We start from the raw sequence: 23,797 nt of genomic DNA, 5'->3' as shown, positions 1-23,797 counted from the left end.
AACAAGCAACTAATGACTGTTTCATTCAATGTTTTTTCATGTCTATGGTAGGATATTGCCAGCTTCGCGATACAGCGCATACCAGTCTTCACGACTCAGTTCAACGTCTGATGCTTGTGCAATTTCCTTGATTCGCCCTACATTCATCGTTCCTGCAATCACTTGGATATTTGCAGGATGGCGTAAAATCCAAGCTGAAGCTAAACCTGTTGGCGTTGTATGATATTTTTCAGCAAGTTCTGCTAATTTTTGATTCAATTTAGGAAACTTTTCGTTACCGATAAATACCCCTTCAAAAAAACCATATTGATAAGGCGACCATGCTTGGATCGTCATTTCATTCAAACGTGAATAATCCAAGACACTACCATCGTGGTCAACGCTAGCTTCATCTGTCATATTCACATGGATCCCTTGATCAATCATTCCAGAATGTTTCAATCCAAATTGCAATTGGTTGATCAACAAAGGTTGTTTGACGTATTTCTTTAGCAATTCGACTTGCATTGGTTTCTGATTACTTACACCGAAATAACGTACTTTACCTGACTTTTCTAATTCATCGAATGCCTCTGCCACTTCCTCAGGTTCAACTAAGGTATCGGGACGATGTAATAGCAACGCATCAACATAATCCATTTTTAACCGTTTGAGGCTACCTTCTACTGATTCAATGATGTGCTTTTTGGAAAAGTCAAACATCACACCGGGAACAATCCCACATTTTGTTTGAATAAATAGCTCTTCTCTCTTTATTGAAGTTTTTGCTAACGCACTAGCAAAGATGGTTTCACATTCTCCACCACCATAGATATCCGCATGGTCATAAAAATTGATACCGTTATCAAAAGCAGTTTCAATAATACGTTCTGGATGTTCAGCGCCATTAATCCTCATACATCCGAGAATGACCGATGACACCTTTTGATTTGAAGTTCCCAATTGAATCTGTTTCATTAAAATCATTCCTTTCTTTCCCATTAGATTTTAACACATTTACTTCAAAAAGGGGGCAAAAAGAGGCATGCCACTTTTTTCTCAAAAAAGAAAAAAATGTTATCCCCCTTTTTGTTGCGCTAGTGATTCTTAGAAAAAACGTTGATTGCTTTCATTCCAATATCTTTCCGATAAAATGTCCCCTTTGTATCTTTTGATTCTAACACGTTGTATACTTTTTCCCTCGCTTCTTCAATTGTTTCCCCATAGGACTCCACTAAGTAGATTCGACCACCAGAACCTTTTAAATTTCCTTTTTCCTCTTGAACACCCGCATAATAGACAGTTGCCTCCTCTTCAGGAAAATCGGGCAAATCCATAGCAGTTAAATACTGATTAGGATAACCTTCTGCTGCAACTACAACCCCTAAACGATATCCAGTTTCCTCCCAAATTAAATGAACCGGCTTATGGTCTAACAAATCAGTGATCACTTGCGCCAAGTCACTCTTCAATCGAGGTAAAATGACTTGTGTCTCAGGATCGCCAAATCTCGCATTAAATTCAATCACTTTCGGTCCATCTGAAGTGGCGATCAATCCTGCATACAATACACCGATAAACGGACGACCAATTTCGCTCATCCCCTTAGCTGCAGGTTTTATTACTTTTTCGATCCCCGCTTCAATGATTGCTTCAGAAATGTGAGGTACTGGAGAATAGGCGCCCATCCCTCCAGTATTCGGTCCTTGATCTCCATCATACGCTCGTTTATGATCTTGTGAGATTTCCATTGGATAAACTGCTTCGCCATCCACAAACGCTAACAAAGAGAACTCTTCTCCTTCTAAAAATTCTTCCACAACGATTTGATGTCCACTTTGTCCAAAACGATGTTTTTCCAGCATATCGCTGGCTGCCTGTAACGCTTCGGCTTTTGTCATCGCTACGACCACGCCTTTGCCAGCAGCTAAACCGTCCGCTTTGATCACAATTGGGGCACCCTTCTCTTCGATGTACCATTTGGCTTCAAGATAGTTGGTAAAAGTTTTAGATTCAGCAGTTGGAATCTGACAACGCTCCATCAATTCTTTGGCGAAACTCTTAGATCCTTCAATCAATGCACCAGCTTTCGTCGGACCAAATATTTTTAATTCCGCTTGCTTGAAATCATCCACGATCCCGTTTAACAAAGGAATTTCTGGGCCAACAAAACTCCAAGTAATCGACGCTTCCTTAGCAAACTCGATCAATCCTTGATGATCAGTTTCTTTAATATCAACGATTTTGACCCCATCACGTGTCATGCCAGGATTCCCCGGTGCACAATAAACGTTTTCGACTAGCGGACTTTGTAAGATTTTACTAGCAATCGCATGTTCACGCCCACCAGATCCTATGATCAATATATTCATTTCTTACTCCCTCTATCTTAATGTCTAAAATGACGGACGTTCGTAAAGACCATGGCAATTCCATGTTTATTAGCCATATCAATCGACGCTTGGTCCTTGATACTTCCACCAGGCTGAATGATCGCCTTGATTCCGTGTTTAGCTGCATATTCCACCGAATCATCCATTGGGAAATAAGCATCGCTTGCCAAAACAGCTGCTTGTGCTTTTTCTCCAGCTTGTTCAATCGCAAGTTTGACAGAACCGACACGATTCATTTGTCCTGCACCAATCCCTAGCGTCTGATACCGATTACTTACAACGATCGCATTTGATTTGACGTGCTTAACAGCTTTCCAAGCAAATGCTAATGCAGCCATTTCATCAGATGTTGGCTGACGATCGGTTACTACTTGCCATGTAGTTGGTTCTTCCATTGCTGTATCTTTTTCTTGGACGAGTAAACCTCCAAGAACTGAAACAATTTCATTAGATGCTTTTGTTAATTGCGAGTTAAAGTCAACCGTTAATAATCGTAAATTCTTCTTGGCTTTTAAAACTTCTAGACTTTCTGGTGTATAAGACGGTGCAATGATAATTTCTAAAAAGAGTTTATGCATTTCTTGAGCTGTTGCTAAATCGACTTCCCGATTCAATACCACAATCCCACCAAAAATCGAAACAGGATCTGCTTCATAAGCTGCTAGCCAAGCATCGAAAATCGTGTGAGCTGAGCCAATACCACAAGGATTCATGTGTTTGAGTGCTACGACTGTTGGTTCTTGGTATTCACTCATGATCCGCAAAGCAGCATCTGCATCACGAATATTATTAAAAGATAGTTCTTTTCCATGAAGCTGTTTTGCTTGAGCAATCGAATAACGTTCTGGTAGAGCAGATTGATAAAAGACAGCTTGCTGATGACTATTCTCGCCATAGCGGAGGTCTTGCTTGCGTTCAAAAGTAAGAGTCAATTTTTCCGTCTTTTCTTCCTTCACTTGCTCCGTTAAATATTGAGCAATCAATGCATCATAGGCTGCTGTGTGACGAAATACTTTCGCTGCCAGTTTCTGACGTGTCGCTAGAGAAGTAGTCCCTTGATTTCTCAGTTCATCTAAAACAATTGGATAATCGTTCGGATCAACGATCGCCGTGACAAATTCATGGTTTTTGGCAGCACTACGCAACATACTTGGTCCACCAATATCAATATTTTCAATGGCTTCTTTTTCACTAACATCCGGTTTCATGATTGTTTCTTTGAAAGGATACAAATTGACGCAAACAAAATCAATCGGCAAAATCTCAGAAGCTGCCATTGCATCTCTGTGACTAGCAAGATCACGACGTGCTAATAATCCCCCATGAATCTTAGGATGCAAAGTTTTGACACGTCCGTCCATCATCTCAGGAAAGCCAGTGACATCTTCGATTGCGATGGTTAAGATTCCCGCTTCATCAAGTGCTTTTTTGGTGCCCCCAGTTGAAATAATCTCAATTTCCAAAGCTTGTAATCCCTTGGCAAATTCAACAATTCCTTTTTTATCCGATACACTTAACAATGCTCTAGTCATTTTTTTCTTCCTCCACTTTTTGCATTTCTTTGATGACTGCTTCGATTATTTTAGGATAGGTCTGATGTTCGATTTGATGAATCTTTGCTTCTAAGCTATCCAATGTGTCTTCTTTCGTGATCTCTATGGTTTCTTGGTGAATGATTGGTCCTGTATCTACCCCTTTATCAATGTAATGAATCGTTATACCTGTTTCTTTGACTTTCGCAGCAAACGCATCACGAATCCCATGTAAGCCAGGAAAATCAGGTAAAAGAGAGGGGTGGATATTAATGATCCTTGACTCATAAGCATTCAATAAAGTCGGACCAATAATCCGCATGTATCCTGCTAATACAATGAGTTCAATTTCTTTTTCCACTAGGATCTCTAAAATTTTTTCTTCATATTCTCTTTTAGATGAAAATTCTTTTGGTGAAAAAAAATGAAATGGTACATGTAACTTTTCTGCCCGTTCTAAGACAAAAGCATTCGGCTGGTCACAAAAAAGCCATTCAAAGGTATCTGGCAACTTATTTTCCCGAAAATAGTCAACTAAAGCTTGAAAGTTGCTGCCATTTCCTGAAGCAAATACGGCAATCTTCATTTTTCTTCCTCATCAAACAACACTGCTTTATTTTTTAAGGGAACTACTTCACCGATTCGATAAACCGCTTCTCCTTGCTCATTGATTTTTTCAATGACTTCATCGACTTGAGAGGCTGCTACTGCTACAACCATTCCAATACCCATATTAAAAATCTCAAACATCTCTTGTTCAGGGATTTCACCTAAACGTTGGAGACAATCAAAAATCGGCAAGCTAGGCCATGAACCTAATTGAATTTGCGCGGCCGTTCCTTCCGGCAACATCCGAGGAATATTTTCTACGAATCCACCACCAGTGATATGTGCCGCACCTTTGATCTTTTGTTCTTTTATGATTGGCAGCAAAGCTGATACATAGATTTTTGTCGGCTTTAACAATTCTCGGTCCAGTGTTTCAGACAGACCCTCTATCTGATCGGTTAATGTGTAACTATTTTGTTCAAAAAACACTTTCCGAACCAATGAATAGCCGTTTGAATGAATCCCGCTAGAAGGTAAGCCTAACAGAACATCACCAACTTCGATTTCACTTCCTGTGATCAATTGCGACTTTTCTGCAACCCCAACTGCAAAACCAGCAAGATCATACTCATTTTCCGCGTACATCCCTGGCATCTCTGCGGTTTCGCCACCGATCAACGCAAGATTACCTGCTACACAACCATCCGCCACGCCAGCGACGACTTTTTCTAATTTTTGTGGATCATTTTTTCCAGTAGCTAAATAGTCTAAGAAATATAAAGGTTCCGCACCTTGAGCTAAAATATCATTGACACACATCGCCACACAATCGATTCCGATTGTTTCATGTTGATCCGCTTCGATGGCTACTAACAATTTTGTTCCTACCCCATCTGTCCCTGATACCAAAACTGGTTCTTTTAATTGGTAAGAACTTAAATCAAAACAGCCACCAAAACCGCCTAAAGCACCCATTACCCCTAGTCGCTCTGTTTTTTTTACGTGTTTCTTGATTCGTTCTACTACTTCATAGCCAGCTTCTACATCCACACCAGCATTCGCATAGGCATTGCTCATGTTACTTCCTCCTTTATTGAAAAAAAGATACTTTTTCTTTCAATGATTCACGGTATTTTTCTTCATAGTCGTATAAAGGCGTCGGATAATCACCATTAAAATAAGCCATACATAACCCAGAATAAGGAGCTGCTTCTTTTAATCCGATTGCTTGGATCAACCCATCCTCACTTAAAAATTCCAATGAATCTGCTTCAATACATTGTCTGATTTCTTCGATACTATGATTCGCTGCAATTAGTTCTTTTCTCGTTTGAATATCAATGCCGTAAAAACAAGGATATTTTAACGGTGGTGAAGCAATTCGTACATGAACCTCTTTTGCTCCTGCCTCTTTTAATAGACGTACGATTCGCCGGCTCGTTGTTCCTCTAACGATTGAATCATCCACCATCACGATTCGTTTCCCTTCAACAACTCCTCTGACAGCCGAAAGTTTCATCCTGACACCCTGTTCCCTTAATGCTGGTGTAGGTTGAATAAAGGTTCTGGCAATGTATTGATTTTTTACTAGTCCAATCTCATAAGGGATGCCACTAGCTTCGGCATAGCCACTGGCTGCTGATAGCGAAGAATTTGGAACACCTACAACCATGTCAGCATCAATTGGCGCTTCCTGTGCTAAATTTCTCCCCATATTTTTACGAGCAGTGTGTACATTGACACCAGCGATATTTGAATCTGGTCGTGCAAAGTAGATATATTCCATGGAACAAATCGCTAACTGGGTTTCGGTTGTATAAGTATCGATCGTATAGCCCGAGTCATCAATGATCACTACTTCCCCTGGACGAACATCTCGAATAAACCGCGCACCTATGACTTCCAGTGCACAAGTTTCAGAAGCAATCACATATGCACCATTTTTCATTTGACCGATTGCCAAAGGTCGAAAACCATTCGGATCAAGAGCGGCGATCATGGCATCTTCTGTTAAAAGCAAATAGGCAAAACCGCCTTTCACTTCATTTAATGCTTCTTTTAAACGATCGAGTAATGTTGTTTTTTTACTTCGACGAATCAAATGCATCAAAATCTCTGTATCTGAATTGGAATGGAAAATCGCACCGTCTTTTTCTAACGACGTTCTCAATGAACGGGCATTCGTAAGATTACCATTGTGAGCTAGACCGATTGACTGATCATAAAATTTAAATAAAAAGGGTTGGATATTGTCCACACTACCATTACCTGCTGTAGCATAACGCACATGTCCAATCGCTGCTTGTCCAGAGAGTGCAGCTAGCTTTCTTTGATCTTTGAAAACTTCTGAGAGTAAACCTAGATCCCGGTGTCCTAATAGTTTCCCTTGATCATTTGAAACGATCCCAGCACCTTCTTGACCACGGTGCTGAAGACTATGAAGCCCAAAATACGTTACGCTAGATGCTTCTTGATGTCCCCAGACACCAAACACCCCACATTCTTCATTTAAACTTTTTACTTCATAAGACATTCGATTGCGTCCTCCCAGCATTTTTTAGCTGTTGTAACAGCTAGATGGATTTCCCCATCACTTGCTTGGATCACGATATTACTTGACTCAGTCACTTTACCGATACAACTTGCTTTTTCGCCCATCAAACGTTCAAATTCCTCACGATCTTCTGGAAGGATGGTGACCACAAATCTTGATTGTGTCTCTGAAAAAAGTTGTGCTGTCGTCAGATTTACTGTGACATCTAATCCCAATTGGGTACCAAAAGTTGCTTCAGCCAACGCCACAGCCAAACCGCCTTCCGAACAATCATGCGCACTGGTTACCACTCCTGCTTGAATAGCCGCCAGTAGACTTTCTTGGTTTTGTTGTTCCGTCAATAGATCAAAATGCTCGATGTCCCCTTCAATTTTTCCTAATTGCATTTTTTGCAATTCACTACCATTGAAATCGTCATAAGTTTCACCAACAAGATAAATCAAATCATCCGCCATTTTGAAAGATTGAGTGGTGATGTGTTGGTGGTCTTCGATCAATCCGACCATGCCGATCATCGGGGTAGGATAAATCGCTTTGCCATCCGTTTCATTGTATAAAGAAACATTCCCGGAGATCACAGGTGTCGCAAAGACTTCACATGCTTTGGCAATCCCGTCTGCTGATTTGACCAGTTCCCAAAACACTTCTGGTTTATCAGGAGAACCATAATTCAAGCAGTCTGTGATCGCCAATGGACGTCCGCCACTAGCTACAATGTTTCTGGCAGCCTCTGCAACAGCAATTTGGCCACCTATCTCGGGGTTTAAGTAAAGGTAGCGGGCATTACAGTCAGTCGTCATAGCAATTGCTTTTTCCGTTCCACGAATACGCAATACGGCAGCATCACTTCCAGGGGAAACTACTGTATTGGTTTGTACTTGAGAATCATAGGTTTCATAAATCGCATGTTTTGAAGCTATTGTCGGTTGTTTCAATAAATCTAGCAATAATTGATTCGCATCTTCAATGATTGGTTGATATTGCCCTAACTGTTTAAATTTTTCGATTCGAGCGGGTTCTTGCACTGCCTTTTCATAAACAGGTGCATCTTCGGCTAAGGCATCAACTGGTAAGTTAGCCACTTCTTCCCCATGATGGTACAAGCGATACAAGCCATCATCGGTGACTTCTCCAATCGTAACAGCATCCAAATCATATTTTTTAAATAATTCTTTGACTCTTTCCTCTGCCCCAGCTTTTACACAAATCAACATTCGTTCCTGTGATTCTGAAAGCATCATTTCGTAAGGAGTCATATTTGTTTCTCGTTGTGGCACATCGTCTAATGTCAAAATCAAACCAGATCCAGCTTTTGATGCCATTTCTGAACTTGAAGAAACCAATCCAGCAGCGCCCATGTCTTGGATTCCTACTAAAATGTCCGCATGTTCCAGGATCAATTCTAAGCAAGCTTCAAGTAATAGTTTTTCCATAAAAGGATCGCCTACTTGGACTGCGGAACGTTGCTGTTCTTCTTCTTGACTGAACTCTTCTGAAGCAAAAGTCGCACCGTGAATGCCGTCGCGTCCTGTTTTCGCACCGACATACATGATCGAATTACCCACACCAGAAGCTTGCCCTTTTTGAATGTCTTTGTGATCGATCAACCCTACGCACATGGCATTAACTAACGGATTCCCTTCATAACAAGGATCAAACGCTACTTCTCCTCCAACCGTCGGTATTCCGATACAATTACCATACCCAGAAATCCCTGCGACTACTTCTTCCAATAAGTACTTGGTTCGTGGTTGGTCTAACTCGCCAAAACGTAAGGAGTCAAGTAAAGCAATCGGACGTGCACCCATACTGAAAATATCACGGATGATCCCACCAACACCGGTTGCCGCTCCTTCATAAGGTTCTACTGCTGAAGGGTGATTATGACTTTCCGCTTTAAACACAACTGCTTGACCATCACCGATATCCACGATACCAGCGCCTTCTCCTGGACCTTGAAGAACATGCGGTCCACTTGTTGGGAACTTTCGTAAAATCGGTTTAGAATTTTTGTAAGAACAATGCTCGCTCCACATGACTGAAAACAAACCTGTTTCGGTGTAATTGGGCATTCTCCCCAAAATATCTTCTTCGATCATTCGATATTCTTCGTCTGTCAATCCCCATTCAGCATAAATTTTCTTTTCTTTGATCTCTAAGGGACTTGGTTCATTCCGTGTTTTCATCTTAGACAGTCACCTTTCCAAAATTTTTTAACATCGATGCAAAAAATCGTTTTCCGTCTTCTGATCCTAGTAACGCCTCCATTGCCCGTTCTGGATGAGGCATCATTCCCAACACATTTCCTGCTTTATTGGTGATCCCTGCAATATTTGCGACACTACCATTGATATTCTCAGCGTAAGTAAAAACGATTTGATTATTGGCTTTTAATTCTTGCAACGTTTGATCATCGCAAAAATAATTTCCTTCGCCATGAGCGACAGGCAGTTGAATGATCTCATCGGTTTCATACTCCGAAGTAAAGGCTGTCTGGTTGTTAACTTTCAAAGGAACAGTTTTGCAAATGAAGCGCAAAGAATCATTTTTTCTTAACACGCCTGGAAGAAGACCCGCTTCTGTAAGGATCTGAAACCCATTACATGTACCAAAGACTGGTTTTCCTTCCTCCGCAAAACGAACAACTTCTTTCATGATAGCTGAAAAACGCGCAATGGCTCCACAGCGTAAGTAATCGCCATAAGAAAAACCGCCAGGAAGCAATACGCCGTCATAGCCTTGTAGAGAGGTTTCATCGTAACGAACATACTCAGCTTCTACTTCCATAATGTCACGAATTGCCCACAACATATCTGCATCACAGTTCGAACCAGGAAAGACAATCACTGCAAATTTCATGCTAGATTTCCTCCAATTGTTCAATTTCATAACGATACGTTTCCATGTTGACGTTAGCTAATAGTTTGTCACAAATCCCTTCAATCGTTTCCTCTACTGCGCTAGCTTCTGCTGAAACTTGGATCTCAAAATATTTACCGATTCGGATATCTTCAACAGTTTCATATCCCAAACGATGGACCGCATTTTTCACTGCTTCTCCTTGAGGATCTAATACAGAATCTTTATAGGTGACATAAACTTTTACAAAATACATTTCATTTTCTCCTCTCATAAACCAACTTGTGTTAAACGTGTCAAAACTTCTTGATATACTGGGACAATTTCCCCAATTTTTCGTCGATAAACATCTTTGTCCATGTGTTCGTTTGTTTTCAGATCCCATAATCGACAAGTGTCAGGCGAAATTTCATCTCCTAATACGATTTCGCCCGTAGCTGTTTTCCCAAATTCCAGTTTGAAATCAATTAACTGTAAATCGATTTTCTCAAATAGTTGGATTAACAAATGATTGATTTTTCTAGCCTGTTTCTTTAATTCAGTAATTTCAGCTTCATCTGCAATTTGTAAAAACAGCACATGTTCATCATTGATAAATGGATCATCTAATTGATCGTCTTTGTAATAAAACTCGACAATTGGTGTGGGTAATTTTTGTCCTTCAGGAATTGCCAACCGTTTTGAAAAACTACCAGCTGCACTATTTCTGACTACCACTTCTAAGGGAAGAATATTTAATTTTTTCACTAATTGTTCGTCTTTTCCGATTTGTTGGATAAAGTGATTGGCAATCCCTTGTTCGGATAAATAATGGAAGACTTTACTTGTGATTTGATTGTTCAGTTCCCCTTTTCCATTTACTTGGTCTTTCATCAAGCCATTCAAAGCCGTAGCTTGGTCCAAGTATTCCACCCAAATCACCTGTTCATCTGAAGTATGGTACATTTTTTTGGCTTTTCCTTCATACAGCAAATCTTTCTGTTCCATTTCGACATCTCCTTAAATTCTTGACGATCACAACAAACATTATTTTTTTGTTCGTCTTTTCACTTTAAATTTTAACAAGTGTTTTTATCCTGTTCAATAAAAACATGTACATTTATAGCATTAAAATTGTCTAATGTTCGTGTTTAATCCAAAAATTCTTCCCTGGAAAAATAATAAGCGTTTACACCTATAATAATTGATGCTATAGTAGGATTAGAATGATTCTGGATATTTATTCAAGGAATTCAAGGAGGTAGCGAAATGGAAGAGGCCGCAGTTTGTGCCCAATGTTTTTTAATGGATTTATCGCCCGAGGAAACGTCACGTTTATATAATGACCTGTTGTCTATCAAAGATGTCTACTTATGTAATAAAGATACGAGTTTTTATACCTTCAGAAAAATCCGTCGTGCGGCAAAGCGCCATACTGAGTGTCGAAAGCGCACATTTGAATATCAAACATTTTCTGAACATCAACTCGTGATCAGTCAGATACACGAACAAAAATTATTCAAAAATCATTATCGTATCCAAGTCACTTATGATCAGCAAGAATTTGATTATACTTTTATCGAAGAATTATTGAGTTTGCTTCATACTAAACATTTTAACTATTCCGCTCAAGCCCTTTACGGATAGTTTTCTCATGCTATTATCAAGCAACATCATGAAATGAATCAAAATAGCTAAAAAGAACCCCGACCAGTTGAGTTATTTGTGTCAAGGTTCTTTTTTATTACATTTCAGTAAAAGAGTGGCTGCTTCTAGCAATCCGAAGCAAGCCACTCATTTTGATTATTTGTCTTTTTCTCCTAAACCAACACGGTCAAAGATCACATCCACATTTTTCAAGTGATGATGGTAGTCAAATGCGTCATCGATCTCTTCTTTTGTTAAAACAGAAGTAACCGTTGGATCCTCTTCAAGTAAAGGTCTAAATTGAACTTGATGATCCCATGCATAAGCTGTTTTAGGTTGAACCAAGTCGTAAGCTTCTTCTCTTGTCATACCTTTGTCAATCAGTTTCAACATCACACGTTGACTATAGATCAAGCCAAAAGTAGCTTCCATGTTACGTTTCATATTCTCAGGAAAGACCGTCAGATTTTTTACGATATTTCCAAAACGATTCAACATATAGTCCAATAAAATTGTTGTATCAGGTAAAATGATTCGTTCTGCTGACGAATGAGAGATATCTCTTTCATGCCACAACGAAACATTTTCATAGGCTGTGACCATATGACCACGAATCACTCGAGCAAGTCCAGCCATGTTTTCTGAACCGATCGGGTTTCGTTTATGAGGCATTGCTGAAGACCCTTTTTGTCCTTTAGCGAAGAACTCTTCTACTTCTCTCGTTTCTGATTTTTGCAAACCACGGATTTCTGTTGCAAAACGTTCGATGCTGGTAGCAATCAATGCCATAGTCGCAAAGTACTCTGCGTGGAGATCACGTGGGAGCACTTGCGTAGAGATCTCTTGCGGACGAATCCCTAATTTTTCACACACATATTCTTCAATAAATGGCGGAATGTTCGCAAATGTTCCTACCGCTCCTGATATCTTACCTGCTTCAACACCTTTGGCTGCATGCTCAAAACGTTCAATATTTCGTTTCATTTCTGAATACCAAGTAGCTAATTTCAAGCCAAATGTCGTTGGTTCAGCATGAACGCCATGCGTTCTTCCCATCATCACTGTGTACTTATGTTCTTTAGCTTTTTCACCAATAATTGCCGTAAAACGTTTCAAATCATCTCGTAAAAGATCATTTGCTTGTTTGATTTGATAGCCATAAGCTGTATCCACGACATCAGTACTCGTTAAGCCGTAGTGGACCCACTTACGTTCTTCGCCTAATGTTTCAGAAACTGCTCGAGTAAAGGCAACAACGTCGTGACGTGTTTCCTTTTCAATTTCCAAAATACGTTCAATATCAAAAGATGCATGTTCACGAATTTTTTTGACATCTTCTTTAGGAATTTCTCCTAATTCTGCCCATGCTTCGTCAGCTAAAATTTCTACCTCCAGCCAAGCTTGGTATTTGTTTTGTTCTGTCCAGATATTGCCCATTTCAGGTCGTGTATAACGTTCTAACATCAATTTTTCTCCTTTAATCCCAAATATTGGTTTTCTTTATTTCATCCAAAGTTTGTTGAATGTCTTCAGTTACGATAGTAATATGCCCCATTTTACGACCCTTTTTCGCTTGTGCTTTCCCATAAAAATGAAATTGCCAATCTGGTTTTTTATCGATCAAATGATAGCTTTCTAATAACTGCTCGCCCAATACATTGACCATCACTGCCTCACTCAATAAACGGACTTTTTTACTTAATGGCCAACCACATATTCCCCGAATATGGGCATCAAATTGACTCATCGAGCATGCTTCAATGGAGTAATGTCCCGAGTTGTGAGGTCGTGGTGCTAATTCATTCACATATAAACCACCAGTTTTTGTTAAAAACATTTCAATGCAAAGTACGCCAGATAAGCTCATTCCTTCAGCGATGACTCGAGCAATCCGCTCTGCTTCTTCAACAACCTCATCAGCGATTGCTGCTGGTGCAATCGTTTCATGTAAAATGTTGTTACGGTGGATATTTTCAACCACTGGAAATGTACTATAATCCCCTTGTCCGTTTCCAGCAACTAAGATCGAGATTTCTTTTTCAAAGGGAATCCATGCTTCCAATACACAGGTCCCTTCCCTTAGTAAATCCATTGCTGGCGCAAGGTCTGCCCGACTTTTCAAGACGTATTGTCCCTTGCCGTCATATCCACCTCGTGTCGTTTTCAACACACAAGGATAACCAATACCATCAATGGCATCTTGAATATCGGTTGGACTTACAATTGTCGCATAAGGGGCAATAACGATATTATTCGTTTCTAAAAAAGATTTTTCTAAAAGACGATCTTGGGTGATCGCTAATAAATCAGTTCCTTGAGGAATAAACGACATAGAGGAAATGGCATTTAATGCTTCCACACTGACGTTTTCAAATTCATACGTGATAACATCTGTTCGTCTAGCAAGTTCTTCCAATGCAAAAGTATCATCGTATGTTCCTTGAATATACCAATCAGCTACTTGAGCTGCTGGACAATTCGTTACAGGATCAAGAACCCCGACTTTAAAGCCCATTTCTTTTGCACTGATCGCCATCATCCGTCCTAATTGTCCGCCACCGACAATTCCGATCGTTGATCCAGGCAACAAAGGTTTAACCAAGTTGATCACTACTTTCTATCACAGTTTCAGCTAACATTAACCGTCTTTTCGCTAACTTAGCCTCCAACTTTAAATCATACATTGAAAGCATCTCAACCGCAAGTAGTCCAGCGTTAATTGCCCCCGCTTTTCCAATCGCCGTCGTTGCCACAGGAACACCACCAGGCATCTGGACAATAGATAATAGCGAATCTAATCCGTTCAATGTTCGTGTTTGTACCGGAACGCCAATTACTGGTAAGGTTGTTTGAGAAGCCACCATTCCTGGCAGATGAGCGGCTCCACCTGCTCCAGCAATGATCACTTTGATTCCCCTTGCTCGTGCTTCTTTGGCATACTGAAACATCAAATCAGGTGTACGATGCGCAGAGACGACTTTCTTTTCATAAGCCACCTCAAACTCTTCTAGAATCTCGCAAGTATTTTTCATCGTTTCCCAATCAGATGTACTCCCCATAATTACCGCAACCTTGATTGTCATACATTTCTCCTTTCTCTACTTTCACATTCATATTTTAGCAATCGTTTTTTTGGATGTCAAAGAATTTTCGAATATTATAAAGATTTTCAGCTTTAATGTTCGGTATTTATATCAGCGGAAAAATGAGAGTGAGACAATAGTTCTTTCTCAAAAAGAAAATAAGTTCGATTTTGATGTTTATTGTCAAAATCGAACTTATTTTTTGTTATGCGCACTTTCCTCTCCATATATTTTCCTAATTTTCTTAAATTTAATGCCATCAGTGCCAAACCAATACCAATCGTTGCTCCTTGTTTTCCACGTAAATGGAAACGATGGAACACCAAGCTAGCCTTTAGATATCCGAACGCGGGTTCGACATCCATTTTTCGTTTCCGATAAATCGAACCAGCTTTCTCCTCTAGAAGCTTTTTTCTGCATTCTGCTTTGAAATAGCGCCAATTATTATTTACTTGAATTTTTCGCTTTTGTTCACTTTTCGCACGCGTACATTGACGACGGACTGGACAGTTCCGACAATCCTCACATTCATAGATTTTGAAATCTCGAATAAAGCCACCTTTATCTATTCTGCGACTATAATTTTTGAACGGTACCGGACGATTCGCTGGGCAAATATAGGTGTCTTGTTCTTCAAAATAACGCCAATTCTCCACGTTAAACGAATTCTCCTTGTACTTCTTTTTATTTTCTTTGTGGTAACTTCCATAGGTAATCAAGGGGGTTTTATGTAAAACATCGTTGATATACATGTAAATTTCTTCGCTACCATACCCTGCATCTGCCACAATGTACTCCGGCAACTCCTTATGTTGGTCTAAAAAACTATCTAAAAATGGCTTCAATGTTTTGGTGTCTGTGGGATTCGGAAATAATTCATAGCTCAAAACATACTGATTTTCGGTGGTGATTTGTAAATGATAACCTGGTTTGAGCTGTCCATTTCGCATATAATCGTCTTTCATCCGCATAAAGGCGGCATCAGTAAATGTTCTACATCTAGTGGTAAAGTTGTTTGGTTGATGGTATTATTTTTAAACATAAAGCACACTCCTTTGATTTTTGTTTAAGCACTTGAATCATACAAGGTTGTGTGCTTTTTGCGTGCCTTAAAATCAAAAAAAATGGGACAATAATCAGATTTTTTCTGATTATTGTCCCACTCTCTAATCTTAGTATGTTTTTGTAAATGGAAACAATAAATTTCGTGGGAACTATCATATCCTTTGTATAGATTTATGTAATTATCCATTATACAAGTAGAAGAAAAGAGTAGTTTTTCATCTTTTCCTAACAAAAGAAATTATTAGAATATAACAATAATCTTAACGTGTTAAGATTGAACTATGAATAAAAATAGAGGAGTGAAGAGATGAAAGAATGGTATGAAGGGTTTTACTTTACAAAAGATGAGATTAACAGTCAAAGAAAAATAACTGAAAAAGCAAAACAAGCCCTTAATGTGAAACATGAATATTCATCAGCGAGCAAAGTGGCGAAAGAAAACTACGAAAAAGAAAATAAATGCTTGGAATATATGAAAAGTCATCATCAAGAAGAAAAGGATCAACCAGCATTTAGCACAAAAGAAATAGATGAAGCAAAAGTACAAGTGTATAAATTGGAAATGCAGCATGCTCGGATATCCGATCCTTTTGGCAATGAAGCATTAAAAATATCAGAAAAACTTAAATATGCCAAAAACAGATACAATCATATGGAAAACATAAATAAACCCAAAATACAACGACAGCAACAAGCGAAAGAGGCAGAACAAGCAACGGCTAATTTGGGCATGTTACAAGCAAAGAGAGAACAAAGAGGAGAACCTGATGATAAAAAAATTAAGGTTTATATGGACAATTTTAAAAAGTCAAACAACCAGTTAGAAGCAAAATACAATAACTTAACGACTAACAGTCCTGATAAAAATGGAAAACTCAAAAAAAACCAATTTGAGGAAATCACAAACACTGTGCAGTATGTTAAAGATAATAAACATAAAATGTCCCTGCTAGATAAAGAAGTGCCTGACATCCAAGATAAATTAAGTAATGAAAAAGAGAAACGAGAGAACATAAAAAATCAAATAAATGAAATAGATAATTCGTCATTTTTCAATAAAATTATAGTGTATTTTACAGGCGAGAAGAGAGATTTAACGAAAAAGTTAAACACAAAAGATCAAAATATAGCAATGTATAAGGGTCAATTGAGTACGATATCTGAAGATAAAGCAGCATATATAATGGAGAGTGAAGCAGCAATAGATAAAATGTTACCCATAAGTCAAGAAAAACAGGCTGAGTTTAATGCTTTAAAAACGAATCTCAAAACTTTGATGAATGAGGTGAATCATTTATCTAAAAATACACAAGTAACCCAACAAATTGATCCAAAATTCAAGGATGATTTGACAAACTTAGAAAATTCGAATAAAATACTTTCGGAAAAAATTAATAATTCAATAAACATAGTTCAAAATTTAGCTGACCAAAAAAAGGAATTTGCAACAATGAGGGGGCAAAGTACATTTATTGATCTAAAAGATAATGCGAAGGAAAAACAAAGTGAAATTTTAAGTCAAGGGAAACAACCTGAAAAAAGTAAACAACCAGATAAATCAGAGCGGGGTTCCTCTTTTGCATAGCATAAATAGCATATAATAAGTATAGAATATTGATTTTAGCGTATACATAAAGAAATAAACTAGAACGAGGTTGAGACAAAGGTATTTAGCGTCAAGAAATAAGCAGGAATTTCCAAAATTTGCTTTTCAACTTTTTGGTCAATCCCTGCTTATTTTTCGAAGATGTTACTTTTGTCTCAGTCTCATTTTTAGGACGATTCAAGTTATTTTTTTGCTAATGCTTCTTCAATAATCTCTTCATCTTTTTTCAACCCGTTAAAAATAAGATTCAAAACGATCGCTGTCACGCTACTCATGACAATCCCATTCCCCGTAAACATTTGAACTGTTGGGGGTAATTGGCTAAATAAAGTCGGCATAATATTGAATCCTAAGCCAAAACCAATCGAAACAGCAGTAATCAAGAGATTTTTGTCATTCGTAAAATCAACTTCCATCAACATCCGAATACCTTGAACAGCAACCATCCCAAACATGACTAACATGCCGCCACCTAGAACTGGCTCTGGAATGATTTGTGCCAAAGCACCTATTTTAGGAAATAATCCAAGAATAATCAAAAAAATTGCAGAGAAATAAATTGGCTTTCTTGTCTTGATACCTGAAAGTTGGACTAGCCCAACATTTTGAGAAAAACCAGTGTAAGGGAATGTATTGAAAATCCCACCTAAAATAACCGCCAGACCTTCGGCACGATAGCCTTTTTTCAATTCTTCTTCTCCCACTTTTTGTCCAGTGATATCCCCTAGCGCAAAGTAAACACCTGTTGACTCTACCATACTCACAATAGAAATAATGATCATCAACAAGATCGACCAGACATCAAAAGTTGGTTTTCCAAAATAAAAAGGTTGAGGCACGTGAAAAACAGGTGCTTGACCAATCGCACTTAAATCCACCATTCCCAGTACAGCAGCTAAAATACTCCCGCCAACTAAACCGATCAGTACAGCAATCGAGCGAACAAACCCTTTAGCTAACATTTGTACTCCGACGATCAGTGCAATTGTAACGAAAGCTAGCAATAAATTGGTTTGATTTCCAAAATTAGTCGCAGATGAATCGCCACCGCCCATTTTTTCGATTGCAACTGGAATCAACGTCAACCCAATCACGGTAATGACCGTCCCAGTCACGATCGGCGGAAATAAACGTTTGATCTTTGAGAAAAATCCAGACACTAAAACAACAAAAATACCAGAAGCGATAATCGAACCATAAATTGCCCCAACACCTTGGTCGCTCCCAATAAGGATCAGTGGTGCAACTGCTTGAATAGCACAACCTAAAACAACTGGCAACCCAATACCAAAAAAACGATTAACCGTCAATTGTAATAATGTTGCTAAGCCACACATAAAAATATCAATCGAGATCAAGTACGTCATTTGCTCTTGATTAAACCCTAGTCCCGTACCGATCAGCAATGGAACAGCAACTGCCCCAGCATACATTGCTAAGAGATGTTGTAAACCTAATACTGCGGCTTGGCCATTTTTTGTTTCTTTCTCCACCTTTATGCATCCTCCTCAAGAAATTCAACTTGTCCGTTGGATAATGCCGCAATTCGTGCCAATGAAACAACTTTCAAGCCCATTTCTTCTAATAGCTGACGGCCATCTTGGAACGATTTTTCAATCAGGATGCCGATCCCTTCGACTCCTGCACCTGCTTGGCGGCACAATTCAACCAACCCTTTCGCCGCTTGACCGTTCGCTAAGAAATCATCAATGATTAAAACCTTGTCCTCTGCAGATAAAAATTTACGAGAGATAGAAATCGTACTAGTCACTTGTTTTGTAAAGGAATAAACAGAAGTAGTCAACAATTCTTCATCCATCGTCAAGCTTTTGGCTTTTCTGGCAAAAATCATTGGTACATTTAATGTCTGCGCAACAAATAAAGCTGGTGCAATTCCAGAAGCTTCAATCGTTACCACTTTAGTGATTCCTTGATCTTTGAAAACTTCCGCAAATCGTTGGCCTATTTGTTCCATTAATACCGGATCCACTTGATGCGTCACAAAGCTATCTACTTTTAAGACGCCTTCACCTAGCACACGGCCATCTTTTTGAATACGTTCCACTAATTCTTTCACTTTATTTTCCCCTTTTTCATTTATTGATATCAAAGCTAACCACTATTCGACCTCATGGATCACCCTTTCAAGGTTTCAAGCTCGTGCGAAATACGCAAAAATGCCTGCTTTTTAAACAAAAAAACCCTTTTACTAAAGTAAGTAAAAAGGGTGCAAGACACTCTTTCACTTATAGTCCAGCATTTACGGTGCTGGCTAGAAACTGTCATCCTTATCATGACGATATATAAGTGGGCTATATCACTACGTTCCTTCGATCCTCTTAAGAAACAAAATAGTGATCTATTTTGCTCAAGTAGTCTAGAAGTAGCTTTAATAAAATATGTTTGATTGATTCAAGCATTCATAATCGTTGGTTGGCACTTTCAATGTTAGCTATTGTTCCAAACGATGAAAACAGTTTAACATCTGTTTCAGAAAGTGACAACCAACTTTCACTATTTTTTTCTAAAATCTAATATTTTTGATCTCATTCAGCAAGGTTGTTCGGTATTTCTGACAGAAATAAAGAGAAAAAAGAGAATTTACGTGAGTGCCACGATTTTTTCTCTTTTTTGACTTGTTTTTGATTTTTATGATTCCTCTTGCTTTTCAAGTTGTCGATACTTTTCCATTTTACGACTAAATAATTCCCCGTTACTTGGAGGAGTATAGGTAATAGCGTTCGCTCCAGCTTTGATCGTATCCAAGATGCTTTGATCTGTTGGACCACCAGTAGCAATAATCGGTAGTTCCGGATACTTTTCTCGGAAAAATTTTACCGTTTCAGTTGTTTCTTTCCCTGCACTGATATTGATGATCGTAATACCTGCTGCCAATTTTTCATCGATTTCTGTATATTTCGATGTCACTGTACTAATCACTGGGATATCCACTGCACGACAAACTTCTTGAACTGTTTCAAGTGGTGTGGGTGCATTTAAAACGACTCCTAACGATCCTTGCGCTTCAGCGAATAAGCTCATGTAAGAAGAGCGCGTACCTTGCGTTAGACCTCCGCCAACACCTGAAAATACTGGAATGTCTGCTGCTTCGATAATACTTTTAGTGATTGCAGGATGCGGAGTAAATGGGTACACAGCAATCACAGCATTTGCATTTGTATTACGGACAATTGCTATATCAGTAGTAAAAATAATCGATCGGATCAGTTTTCCAAAAATCTTAATACCACTTGCCTCCATAATGACCTCAGGTACTCTAACGATATCTTTTCGTAGCTCGGTCATAATTTCAGGGGTAAATTGCTCTGCCATCTTGCCACTCCCTTTTTCATAGTTATTGATCATATTGATCCAAGTGATAAGTTTCAATGACTTGGATAATTTTTTGTGCGTAGGAAGGGTCAGTTGCGTAGCCTGCGTTTTGCAGTGCTTGGGCAGCTTCACGATAGTTCGTAGCCGTGATCACTTTTTCATATAATGCTGGATTCCAATCTACCCCATTCACAAAAAGTTGTGTGTGAGAGTCCATCGATTGTTCCCATGAATCATACACACGAAAATCTCCTTGGATCGTGACCCATTCTTCATTCACAAATTCCTTTGTTTCTAAATTGACCTTTTTTTGATCACCATATGCTTTAATTCCAAAAAGATTATTGTATTGACTGGCTAACGTACTCTCGCCCCAGTTTGATTCAAGAATTGCCTGACCTAAAATGATACTTGGGAGAACGCCATAGCCGGTTTGTAATTCTTTCGCATGAGGAGCTAATCGATCAATAAATTGTTGATGTGTTTGTGCCTCATTGTTATTCTGTTCTTGCCCAACAAGAGGCGCTGACAAGCCTCGTAAAGAGAGAACAAAAGCTATCATCAACAATATTCCACCAAAAATCACAGCAATCAAGCGTAATGAATTACGTTTTTGTTTCTTCCATTTTTTTTTGGCCATTCACTACTCCTATTTCTTTTGTAATTGTTCTAAGTATTCTTCTAATGTGATATCATGTTTCGAAATATAGGCCGCACTTTCTTCTCCAACATAACGTAGGTGCCATGGTTCATACGTGATTTTTGTAATATCTTGACGATCTTTAGGATAACGTATGATAAATCCATATTTAGGCGCATTTTCAGCAATCCATTTTGCCCCTGGTTGATCTCCATAACTTGCCTCTAAAAGCTGTGAAGGATAATTATTATACCAATTTTCATCCACTACATCGACCGCTAAGCCTGTATGATGTTCGCTATGTCCAGGGACGGTGATCGTTTGTTTCGTGATCGCTGTCGCCTCTTCCTCTGAAACATGTTGACTACTCATCACTTCTTGGACATTTTGTGTAAACACCTGTTGCTGTGCTGCAACCGAACGATATGCGGAGACCATCACTAAAGGAAAACCTGCAGATTGTGCTGCTTTCGCAAAATCTTCATAATGGGATTCGATACGTTTATCGATCAAATAACCATTGGGCAGTGATGCCAGCTGCGTGTCTTCATTGATTTCTTTTTCGATTTTATGATCAGGTCCTACCAAGACAAGATCCCAATCGGTCGGTTGAACCTTTGGTAAATCTTCACTTTTTTTGGTAGAATCCTTCACTTTAGTTTCTTTGGAACTCTTTGTTGTCTGTTTGGTTACTTGTTCAGTTGTTTGATTTTCTGCTTGGACGTCAGATTTCATGTGTTGCTCGCTTACAAAGATGTACCCCATTGCGGCAACCATGATCACAACTGCTCCAAACCCTAAAACTTTATTCACTCTTAAAAATCCTCTCATTCCTTTTTATGTTCATTTTTTTCATGAACATAGGTTTCTTCCAAATTCTCGTTTACCCAATCCAACAGTTCCAATTTCTCGCCTTCGATCTGTCTTTGAACGTCTGCGGGTAATCGAAAGTTCAAGATGTCGTCATAACCCCATTCATCATAATTAATACTTACCTTCAAGTCAAGGAACCCTGTAAGATATTGATCGTTTTTTAATGGAATCAATTCGACTTTGGCAGGACCATCCGTTAACCATTTTTGAGCGATTCTCGTTTTGATTTGTTTATACTCTGCCACTGCAGTCGTCCTTTTTTCAGGGAAAATGATCGTTTGTCGTAAAATCTTTTGCGTAAGCATCCATTCATAATCAGTAAACAGGTTTTTGATTTTCTGCATGGTTTCAGATGGAAGGTTCTTCTCTCCTCGTTTCCAGCCTTCCCACTGCGCTTCGTCAATTACTAAATAGTCCTCTAAAAAATTCTTTTCTGTTGCGTACTGTTCCAGTAATACACTAAGAATCAAATCAACATAAACTTGATGCATAAAAGTTTCCCCCTCTACTCATTTTACTTAAATTTCAAAAAAATTCACTACGGCTTTACTTTTTCTTATTAAAGTACTCTAACACAAATTTTAACGATTCATTTGGTATAATTAAACAAGGACAATGGCATTTTTTCATTTCATTCACTATATTAAATATAACACGAGAAGGAGTTTTGAAGTATGAAAAAGTATCAATGGGGAATCATTGGCTTAGGAAATATTGCACATGAGTTTGCGGAACATTTTGACCAAGAAACAAGCGAGTTGGCAGCAGTTGCTTCACGAACAATAGATAAAGCAGAAGCATTTGCACAACGCTATCATATTCCTAAAGCATATGGTAGTTATCAAGAAATGCTTAATGACCAAGAAATCGATATTATTTATATTGCCGTTCCCAATCGTCAACATAGTCAACATATCATGGAAGCATTAGCAGCGAATAAGCATGTTTTATGTGAAAAAGCGATCACCATGAATAAAAAAGAACTGACCGAAGCAATGAAATTAGCAGAAGAAAAGAATCTAGTGTTAGCAGAAGCGATGACGATTTTCAATATGCCATTGTATCAACAGTTACGTTCTTTGATCGATACAAACAAGCTTGGGGCATTAAAAATGATTCAAGCACCATTTGGCAGCTATAAAGATCCCGACCCAACCAATCGCTTTTTCAATCCTGAATTAGCTGGTGGTGCTTTATTAGATATTGGGACATATGCCGTCTCGTTTGCTCGTTTCTTTTTGAGCTCTCAACCAGAAGTTATTGCATCAACAATGGTACCATTTGAAACAGGTGTGGATGAACAGTCAGTGACTATTTTAAGGAATAAAGAAAATGAGTTAGCAACAATCAGTCTTACTTTCCAAGCCAAAATGCCTAAAGTGGGAATCGTTGCCTTTGAAGAAGGCTATATCACCATCACCGATTACCCTCGTGCGGATCGTGCGGAGATCATCTTCAATGACGGGACAAAAGAATGGATCGAAAGCGGCAGCACCGCGCAAGCCATGAATTATGAAATCGAAAATATGGTCAAAACTATTAAAGGCGAACTCCCTAACCGTTCGTTGTTTCTGACCCACGATGTCATCGAGATCCTCGATGGGATGCAAAAACTTTGGCAAAAATAAGCTCCTTGAAATAAGCTGGAATTTTTCAAAAACATGAAAAGCTGTTTAAGCAACGGAGACATCCCCAATGCTTAAAC

Annotated in this window: 22 protein-coding genes, 1 pseudogene and 1 riboswitch; of the genes and pseudogenes, 3 read left to right on the top strand and 20 right to left on the bottom strand. The window is 38.8% G+C overall.

The window, feature by feature from the left end; genetic code table 11:
• Positions 1-42: 42 nt before the first annotated feature.
• The 10 genes from IGJ27_RS05335 to purC form a co-directional block, all read right to left on the bottom strand.
• A complete protein-coding gene (locus IGJ27_RS05335) occupies positions 43-957 on the bottom strand; it encodes an aldo/keto reductase (protein WP_178306013.1) in 915 nt (304 codons plus the stop codon).
• A 119-nt stretch (positions 958-1,076) separates the two neighbouring features.
• On the bottom strand, positions 1,077-2,351 hold the full coding sequence (gene purD, locus IGJ27_RS05330) for a phosphoribosylamine--glycine ligase (protein ID WP_178306014.1): 1,275 nt from the start codon (positions 2,349-2,351) through the stop codon (positions 1,077-1,079).
• A gap of 17 nt (positions 2,352-2,368) precedes the next feature.
• Positions 2,369-3,904 (bottom strand): bifunctional phosphoribosylaminoimidazolecarboxamide formyltransferase/IMP cyclohydrolase, encoded by a 1,536-nt coding sequence (gene purH / locus IGJ27_RS05325; RefSeq protein ID WP_053766390.1) that lies wholly within the window; start codon positions 3,902-3,904, stop codon positions 2,369-2,371.
• Positions 3,897-4,490: a phosphoribosylglycinamide formyltransferase gene (gene purN / locus IGJ27_RS05320; RefSeq protein WP_178306015.1), complete on the bottom strand. Its 594-nt coding sequence runs from the start codon at positions 4,488-4,490 to the stop codon at positions 3,897-3,899. The genes purH and purN overlap by 8 nt, the downstream gene beginning before the upstream one ends.
• On the bottom strand, positions 4,487-5,530 hold the full coding sequence (gene purM, locus IGJ27_RS05315; RefSeq protein ID WP_096710420.1) for a phosphoribosylformylglycinamidine cyclo-ligase: 1,044 nt from the start codon (positions 5,528-5,530) through the stop codon (positions 4,487-4,489). Before purM ends, purN begins: the two co-directional genes overlap by 4 nt.
• A gap of 13 nt (positions 5,531-5,543) precedes the next feature.
• A complete protein-coding gene (gene purF / locus IGJ27_RS05310; protein ID WP_034700370.1) occupies positions 5,544-6,986 on the bottom strand; it encodes an amidophosphoribosyltransferase in 1,443 nt (480 codons plus the stop codon).
• Positions 6,971-9,193: a phosphoribosylformylglycinamidine synthase subunit PurL gene (purL, locus tag IGJ27_RS05305; protein ID WP_178306016.1), complete on the bottom strand. Its 2,223-nt coding sequence runs from the start codon at positions 9,191-9,193 to the stop codon at positions 6,971-6,973. Before purL ends, purF begins: the two co-directional genes overlap by 16 nt.
• 1 nt (position 9,194) lies before the next feature.
• A complete protein-coding gene (gene purQ, locus IGJ27_RS05300; RefSeq protein WP_178306017.1) occupies positions 9,195-9,866 on the bottom strand; it encodes a phosphoribosylformylglycinamidine synthase subunit PurQ in 672 nt (223 codons plus the stop codon).
• A 1-nt stretch (position 9,867) separates the two neighbouring features.
• A complete protein-coding gene (gene purS, locus IGJ27_RS05295; protein ID WP_010719384.1) occupies positions 9,868-10,122 on the bottom strand; it encodes a phosphoribosylformylglycinamidine synthase subunit PurS in 255 nt (84 codons plus the stop codon).
• A 14-nt stretch (positions 10,123-10,136) separates the two neighbouring features.
• Positions 10,137-10,853, bottom strand: coding sequence for a phosphoribosylaminoimidazolesuccinocarboxamide synthase (gene purC / locus IGJ27_RS05290; protein ID WP_178306018.1), 717 nt, complete (start codon positions 10,851-10,853; stop codon positions 10,137-10,139).
• A 261-nt stretch (positions 10,854-11,114) separates the two neighbouring features.
• Here purC and IGJ27_RS05285 point away from each other — a divergent pair, with 261 nt between their 5' ends.
• Entirely contained in the window at positions 11,115-11,492 is a 378-nt protein-coding gene (locus tag IGJ27_RS05285; protein WP_010737435.1) for a hypothetical protein, read from the top strand.
• A gap of 156 nt (positions 11,493-11,648) precedes the next feature.
• On the opposite strand, the gene purB is transcribed toward IGJ27_RS05285, so the two are convergent.
• From purB to IGJ27_RS05265, 4 genes and pseudogenes are all read right to left on the bottom strand, one after another.
• Positions 11,649-12,956 (bottom strand): adenylosuccinate lyase, encoded by a 1,308-nt coding sequence (gene purB, locus IGJ27_RS05280; RefSeq protein ID WP_010737434.1) that lies wholly within the window; start codon positions 12,954-12,956, stop codon positions 11,649-11,651.
• A 13-nt stretch (positions 12,957-12,969) separates the two neighbouring features.
• Positions 12,970-14,094: a 5-(carboxyamino)imidazole ribonucleotide synthase gene (purK, locus tag IGJ27_RS05275; RefSeq protein ID WP_172595681.1), complete on the bottom strand. Its 1,125-nt coding sequence runs from the start codon at positions 14,092-14,094 to the stop codon at positions 12,970-12,972.
• On the bottom strand, positions 14,087-14,575 hold the full coding sequence (purE, locus tag IGJ27_RS05270) for a 5-(carboxyamino)imidazole ribonucleotide mutase (RefSeq protein WP_010719389.1): 489 nt from the start codon (positions 14,573-14,575) through the stop codon (positions 14,087-14,089). Before purE ends, purK begins: the two co-directional genes overlap by 8 nt.
• Before the next feature lie 106 nt (positions 14,576-14,681).
• Positions 14,682-15,567: pseudogene (locus IGJ27_RS05265) on the bottom strand (transposase); the annotation flags it as partial.
• Between the two features lie 380 nt (positions 15,568-15,947).
• Here IGJ27_RS05265 and IGJ27_RS05260 point away from each other — a divergent pair.
• The gene (locus IGJ27_RS05260) at positions 15,948-17,225 is read left to right on the top strand and encodes a hypothetical protein (protein ID WP_178306019.1); all 1,278 of its coding nucleotides are present in this window, start codon (positions 15,948-15,950) and stop codon (positions 17,223-17,225) included.
• A gap of 203 nt (positions 17,226-17,428) precedes the next feature.
• On the opposite strand, the gene IGJ27_RS05255 is transcribed toward IGJ27_RS05260, so the two are convergent.
• The 6 genes from IGJ27_RS05255 to IGJ27_RS05230 all read right to left on the bottom strand — a co-directional run bounded on the left by IGJ27_RS05255 (position 17,429) and on the right by IGJ27_RS05230 (position 22,583).
• A complete protein-coding gene (locus tag IGJ27_RS05255) occupies positions 17,429-18,739 on the bottom strand; it encodes a nucleobase:cation symporter-2 family protein (protein WP_010719392.1) in 1,311 nt (436 codons plus the stop codon).
• Between the two features lie 2 nt (positions 18,740-18,741).
• A complete protein-coding gene (locus IGJ27_RS05250) occupies positions 18,742-19,323 on the bottom strand; it encodes a xanthine phosphoribosyltransferase (RefSeq protein ID WP_010719393.1) in 582 nt (193 codons plus the stop codon).
• 152 nt (positions 19,324-19,475) lie between these two features.
• Positions 19,476-19,573, bottom strand: a riboswitch (purine riboswitch).
• A gap of 322 nt (positions 19,574-19,895) precedes the next feature.
• Positions 19,896-20,579 carry a hypothetical protein gene (locus IGJ27_RS05245; protein WP_010737428.1) on the bottom strand — a complete coding sequence of 228 codons (684 nt, stop codon included), beginning with the start codon at positions 20,577-20,579 and terminating at the stop codon, positions 19,896-19,898.
• Positions 20,580-20,601: 22 nt separating this feature from the next.
• Positions 20,602-21,219: a glycoside hydrolase family 73 protein gene (locus tag IGJ27_RS05240; RefSeq protein WP_178306020.1), complete on the bottom strand. Its 618-nt coding sequence runs from the start codon at positions 21,217-21,219 to the stop codon at positions 20,602-20,604.
• Between the two features lie 9 nt (positions 21,220-21,228).
• On the bottom strand, positions 21,229-22,032 hold the full coding sequence (locus IGJ27_RS05235; protein WP_034700361.1) for a M15 family metallopeptidase: 804 nt from the start codon (positions 22,030-22,032) through the stop codon (positions 21,229-21,231).
• Between the two features lie 14 nt (positions 22,033-22,046).
• Positions 22,047-22,583, bottom strand: a complete 537-nt coding sequence (locus IGJ27_RS05230) for a hypothetical protein (RefSeq protein ID WP_014834723.1) — start codon at positions 22,581-22,583, stop codon at positions 22,047-22,049.
• A 183-nt stretch (positions 22,584-22,766) separates the two neighbouring features.
• On the opposite strand from IGJ27_RS05230, the gene IGJ27_RS05225 reads away from it, so the two are divergent.
• A complete protein-coding gene (locus tag IGJ27_RS05225; protein ID WP_010737424.1) occupies positions 22,767-23,720 on the top strand; it encodes a Gfo/Idh/MocA family protein in 954 nt (317 codons plus the stop codon).
• Positions 23,721-23,797: the final 77 nt, after the last annotated feature.

Origin of the sequence: Enterococcus sp. DIV1726a (assembly GCF_051710985.1) — a bacterium.
GTDB lineage: Bacteria > Bacillota > Bacilli > Lactobacillales > Enterococcaceae > Enterococcus_B > Enterococcus_B hirae.
Note: the sequence above shows the minus strand (reverse complement) of the source record. Positions and strands in the feature narration are given on the sequence as shown.

Excerpts from the sequence above, each read along its gene's own strand:
- IGJ27_RS05245 (WP_010737428.1), bottom strand. The coding sequence starts at position 20,579 with ATGGCAGAGCAATTTACCCCTGAAATTATGACCGAGCTACGAAAAGAT.
- purE (WP_010719389.1), bottom strand. The coding sequence starts at position 14,575 with ATGACAATCAAGGTTGCGGTAATTATGGGGAGTACATCTGATTGGGAA.
- purB (WP_010737434.1), bottom strand. The coding sequence starts at position 12,956 with ATGTTAGAACGTTATACACGACCTGAAATGGGCAATATCTGGACAGAA.
- IGJ27_RS05240 (WP_178306020.1), bottom strand. The coding sequence starts at position 21,219 with ATGGCCAAAAAAAAATGGAAGAAACAAAAACGTAATTCATTACGCTTG.
- IGJ27_RS05285 (WP_010737435.1), top strand. The coding sequence starts at position 11,115 with ATGGAAGAGGCCGCAGTTTGTGCCCAATGTTTTTTAATGGATTTATCG.
- purC (WP_178306018.1), bottom strand. The coding sequence starts at position 10,853 with ATGGAACAGAAAGATTTGCTGTATGAAGGAAAAGCCAAAAAAATGTAC.
- purM (WP_096710420.1), bottom strand. The coding sequence starts at position 5,530 with ATGAGCAATGCCTATGCGAATGCTGGTGTGGATGTAGAAGCTGGCTAT.
- purN (WP_178306015.1), bottom strand. The coding sequence starts at position 4,490 with ATGAAGATTGCCGTATTTGCTTCAGGAAATGGCAGCAACTTTCAAGCT.
- purQ (WP_178306017.1), bottom strand. The coding sequence starts at position 9,866 with ATGAAATTTGCAGTGATTGTCTTTCCTGGTTCGAACTGTGATGCAGAT.
- IGJ27_RS05225 (WP_010737424.1), top strand. The coding sequence starts at position 22,767 with ATGAAAAAGTATCAATGGGGAATCATTGGCTTAGGAAATATTGCACAT.
- purH (WP_053766390.1), bottom strand. The coding sequence starts at position 3,904 with ATGACTAGAGCATTGTTAAGTGTATCGGATAAAAAAGGAATTGTTGAA.
- purS (WP_010719384.1), bottom strand. The coding sequence starts at position 10,122 with ATGTATTTTGTAAAAGTTTATGTCACCTATAAAGATTCTGTATTAGAT.
- IGJ27_RS05230 (WP_014834723.1), bottom strand. The coding sequence starts at position 22,583 with ATGCATCAAGTTTATGTTGATTTGATTCTTAGTGTATTACTGGAACAG.
- purL (WP_178306016.1), bottom strand. The coding sequence starts at position 9,193 with ATGAAAACACGGAATGAACCAAGTCCCTTAGAGATCAAAGAAAAGAAA.
- purD (WP_178306014.1), bottom strand. The coding sequence starts at position 2,351 with ATGAATATATTGATCATAGGATCTGGTGGGCGTGAACATGCGATTGCT.
- IGJ27_RS05335 (WP_178306013.1), bottom strand. The coding sequence starts at position 957 with ATGAAACAGATTCAATTGGGAACTTCAAATCAAAAGGTGTCATCGGTC.
- purF (WP_034700370.1), bottom strand. The coding sequence starts at position 6,986 with ATGTCTTATGAAGTAAAAAGTTTAAATGAAGAATGTGGGGTGTTTGGT.
- IGJ27_RS05260 (WP_178306019.1), top strand. The coding sequence starts at position 15,948 with ATGAAAGAATGGTATGAAGGGTTTTACTTTACAAAAGATGAGATTAAC.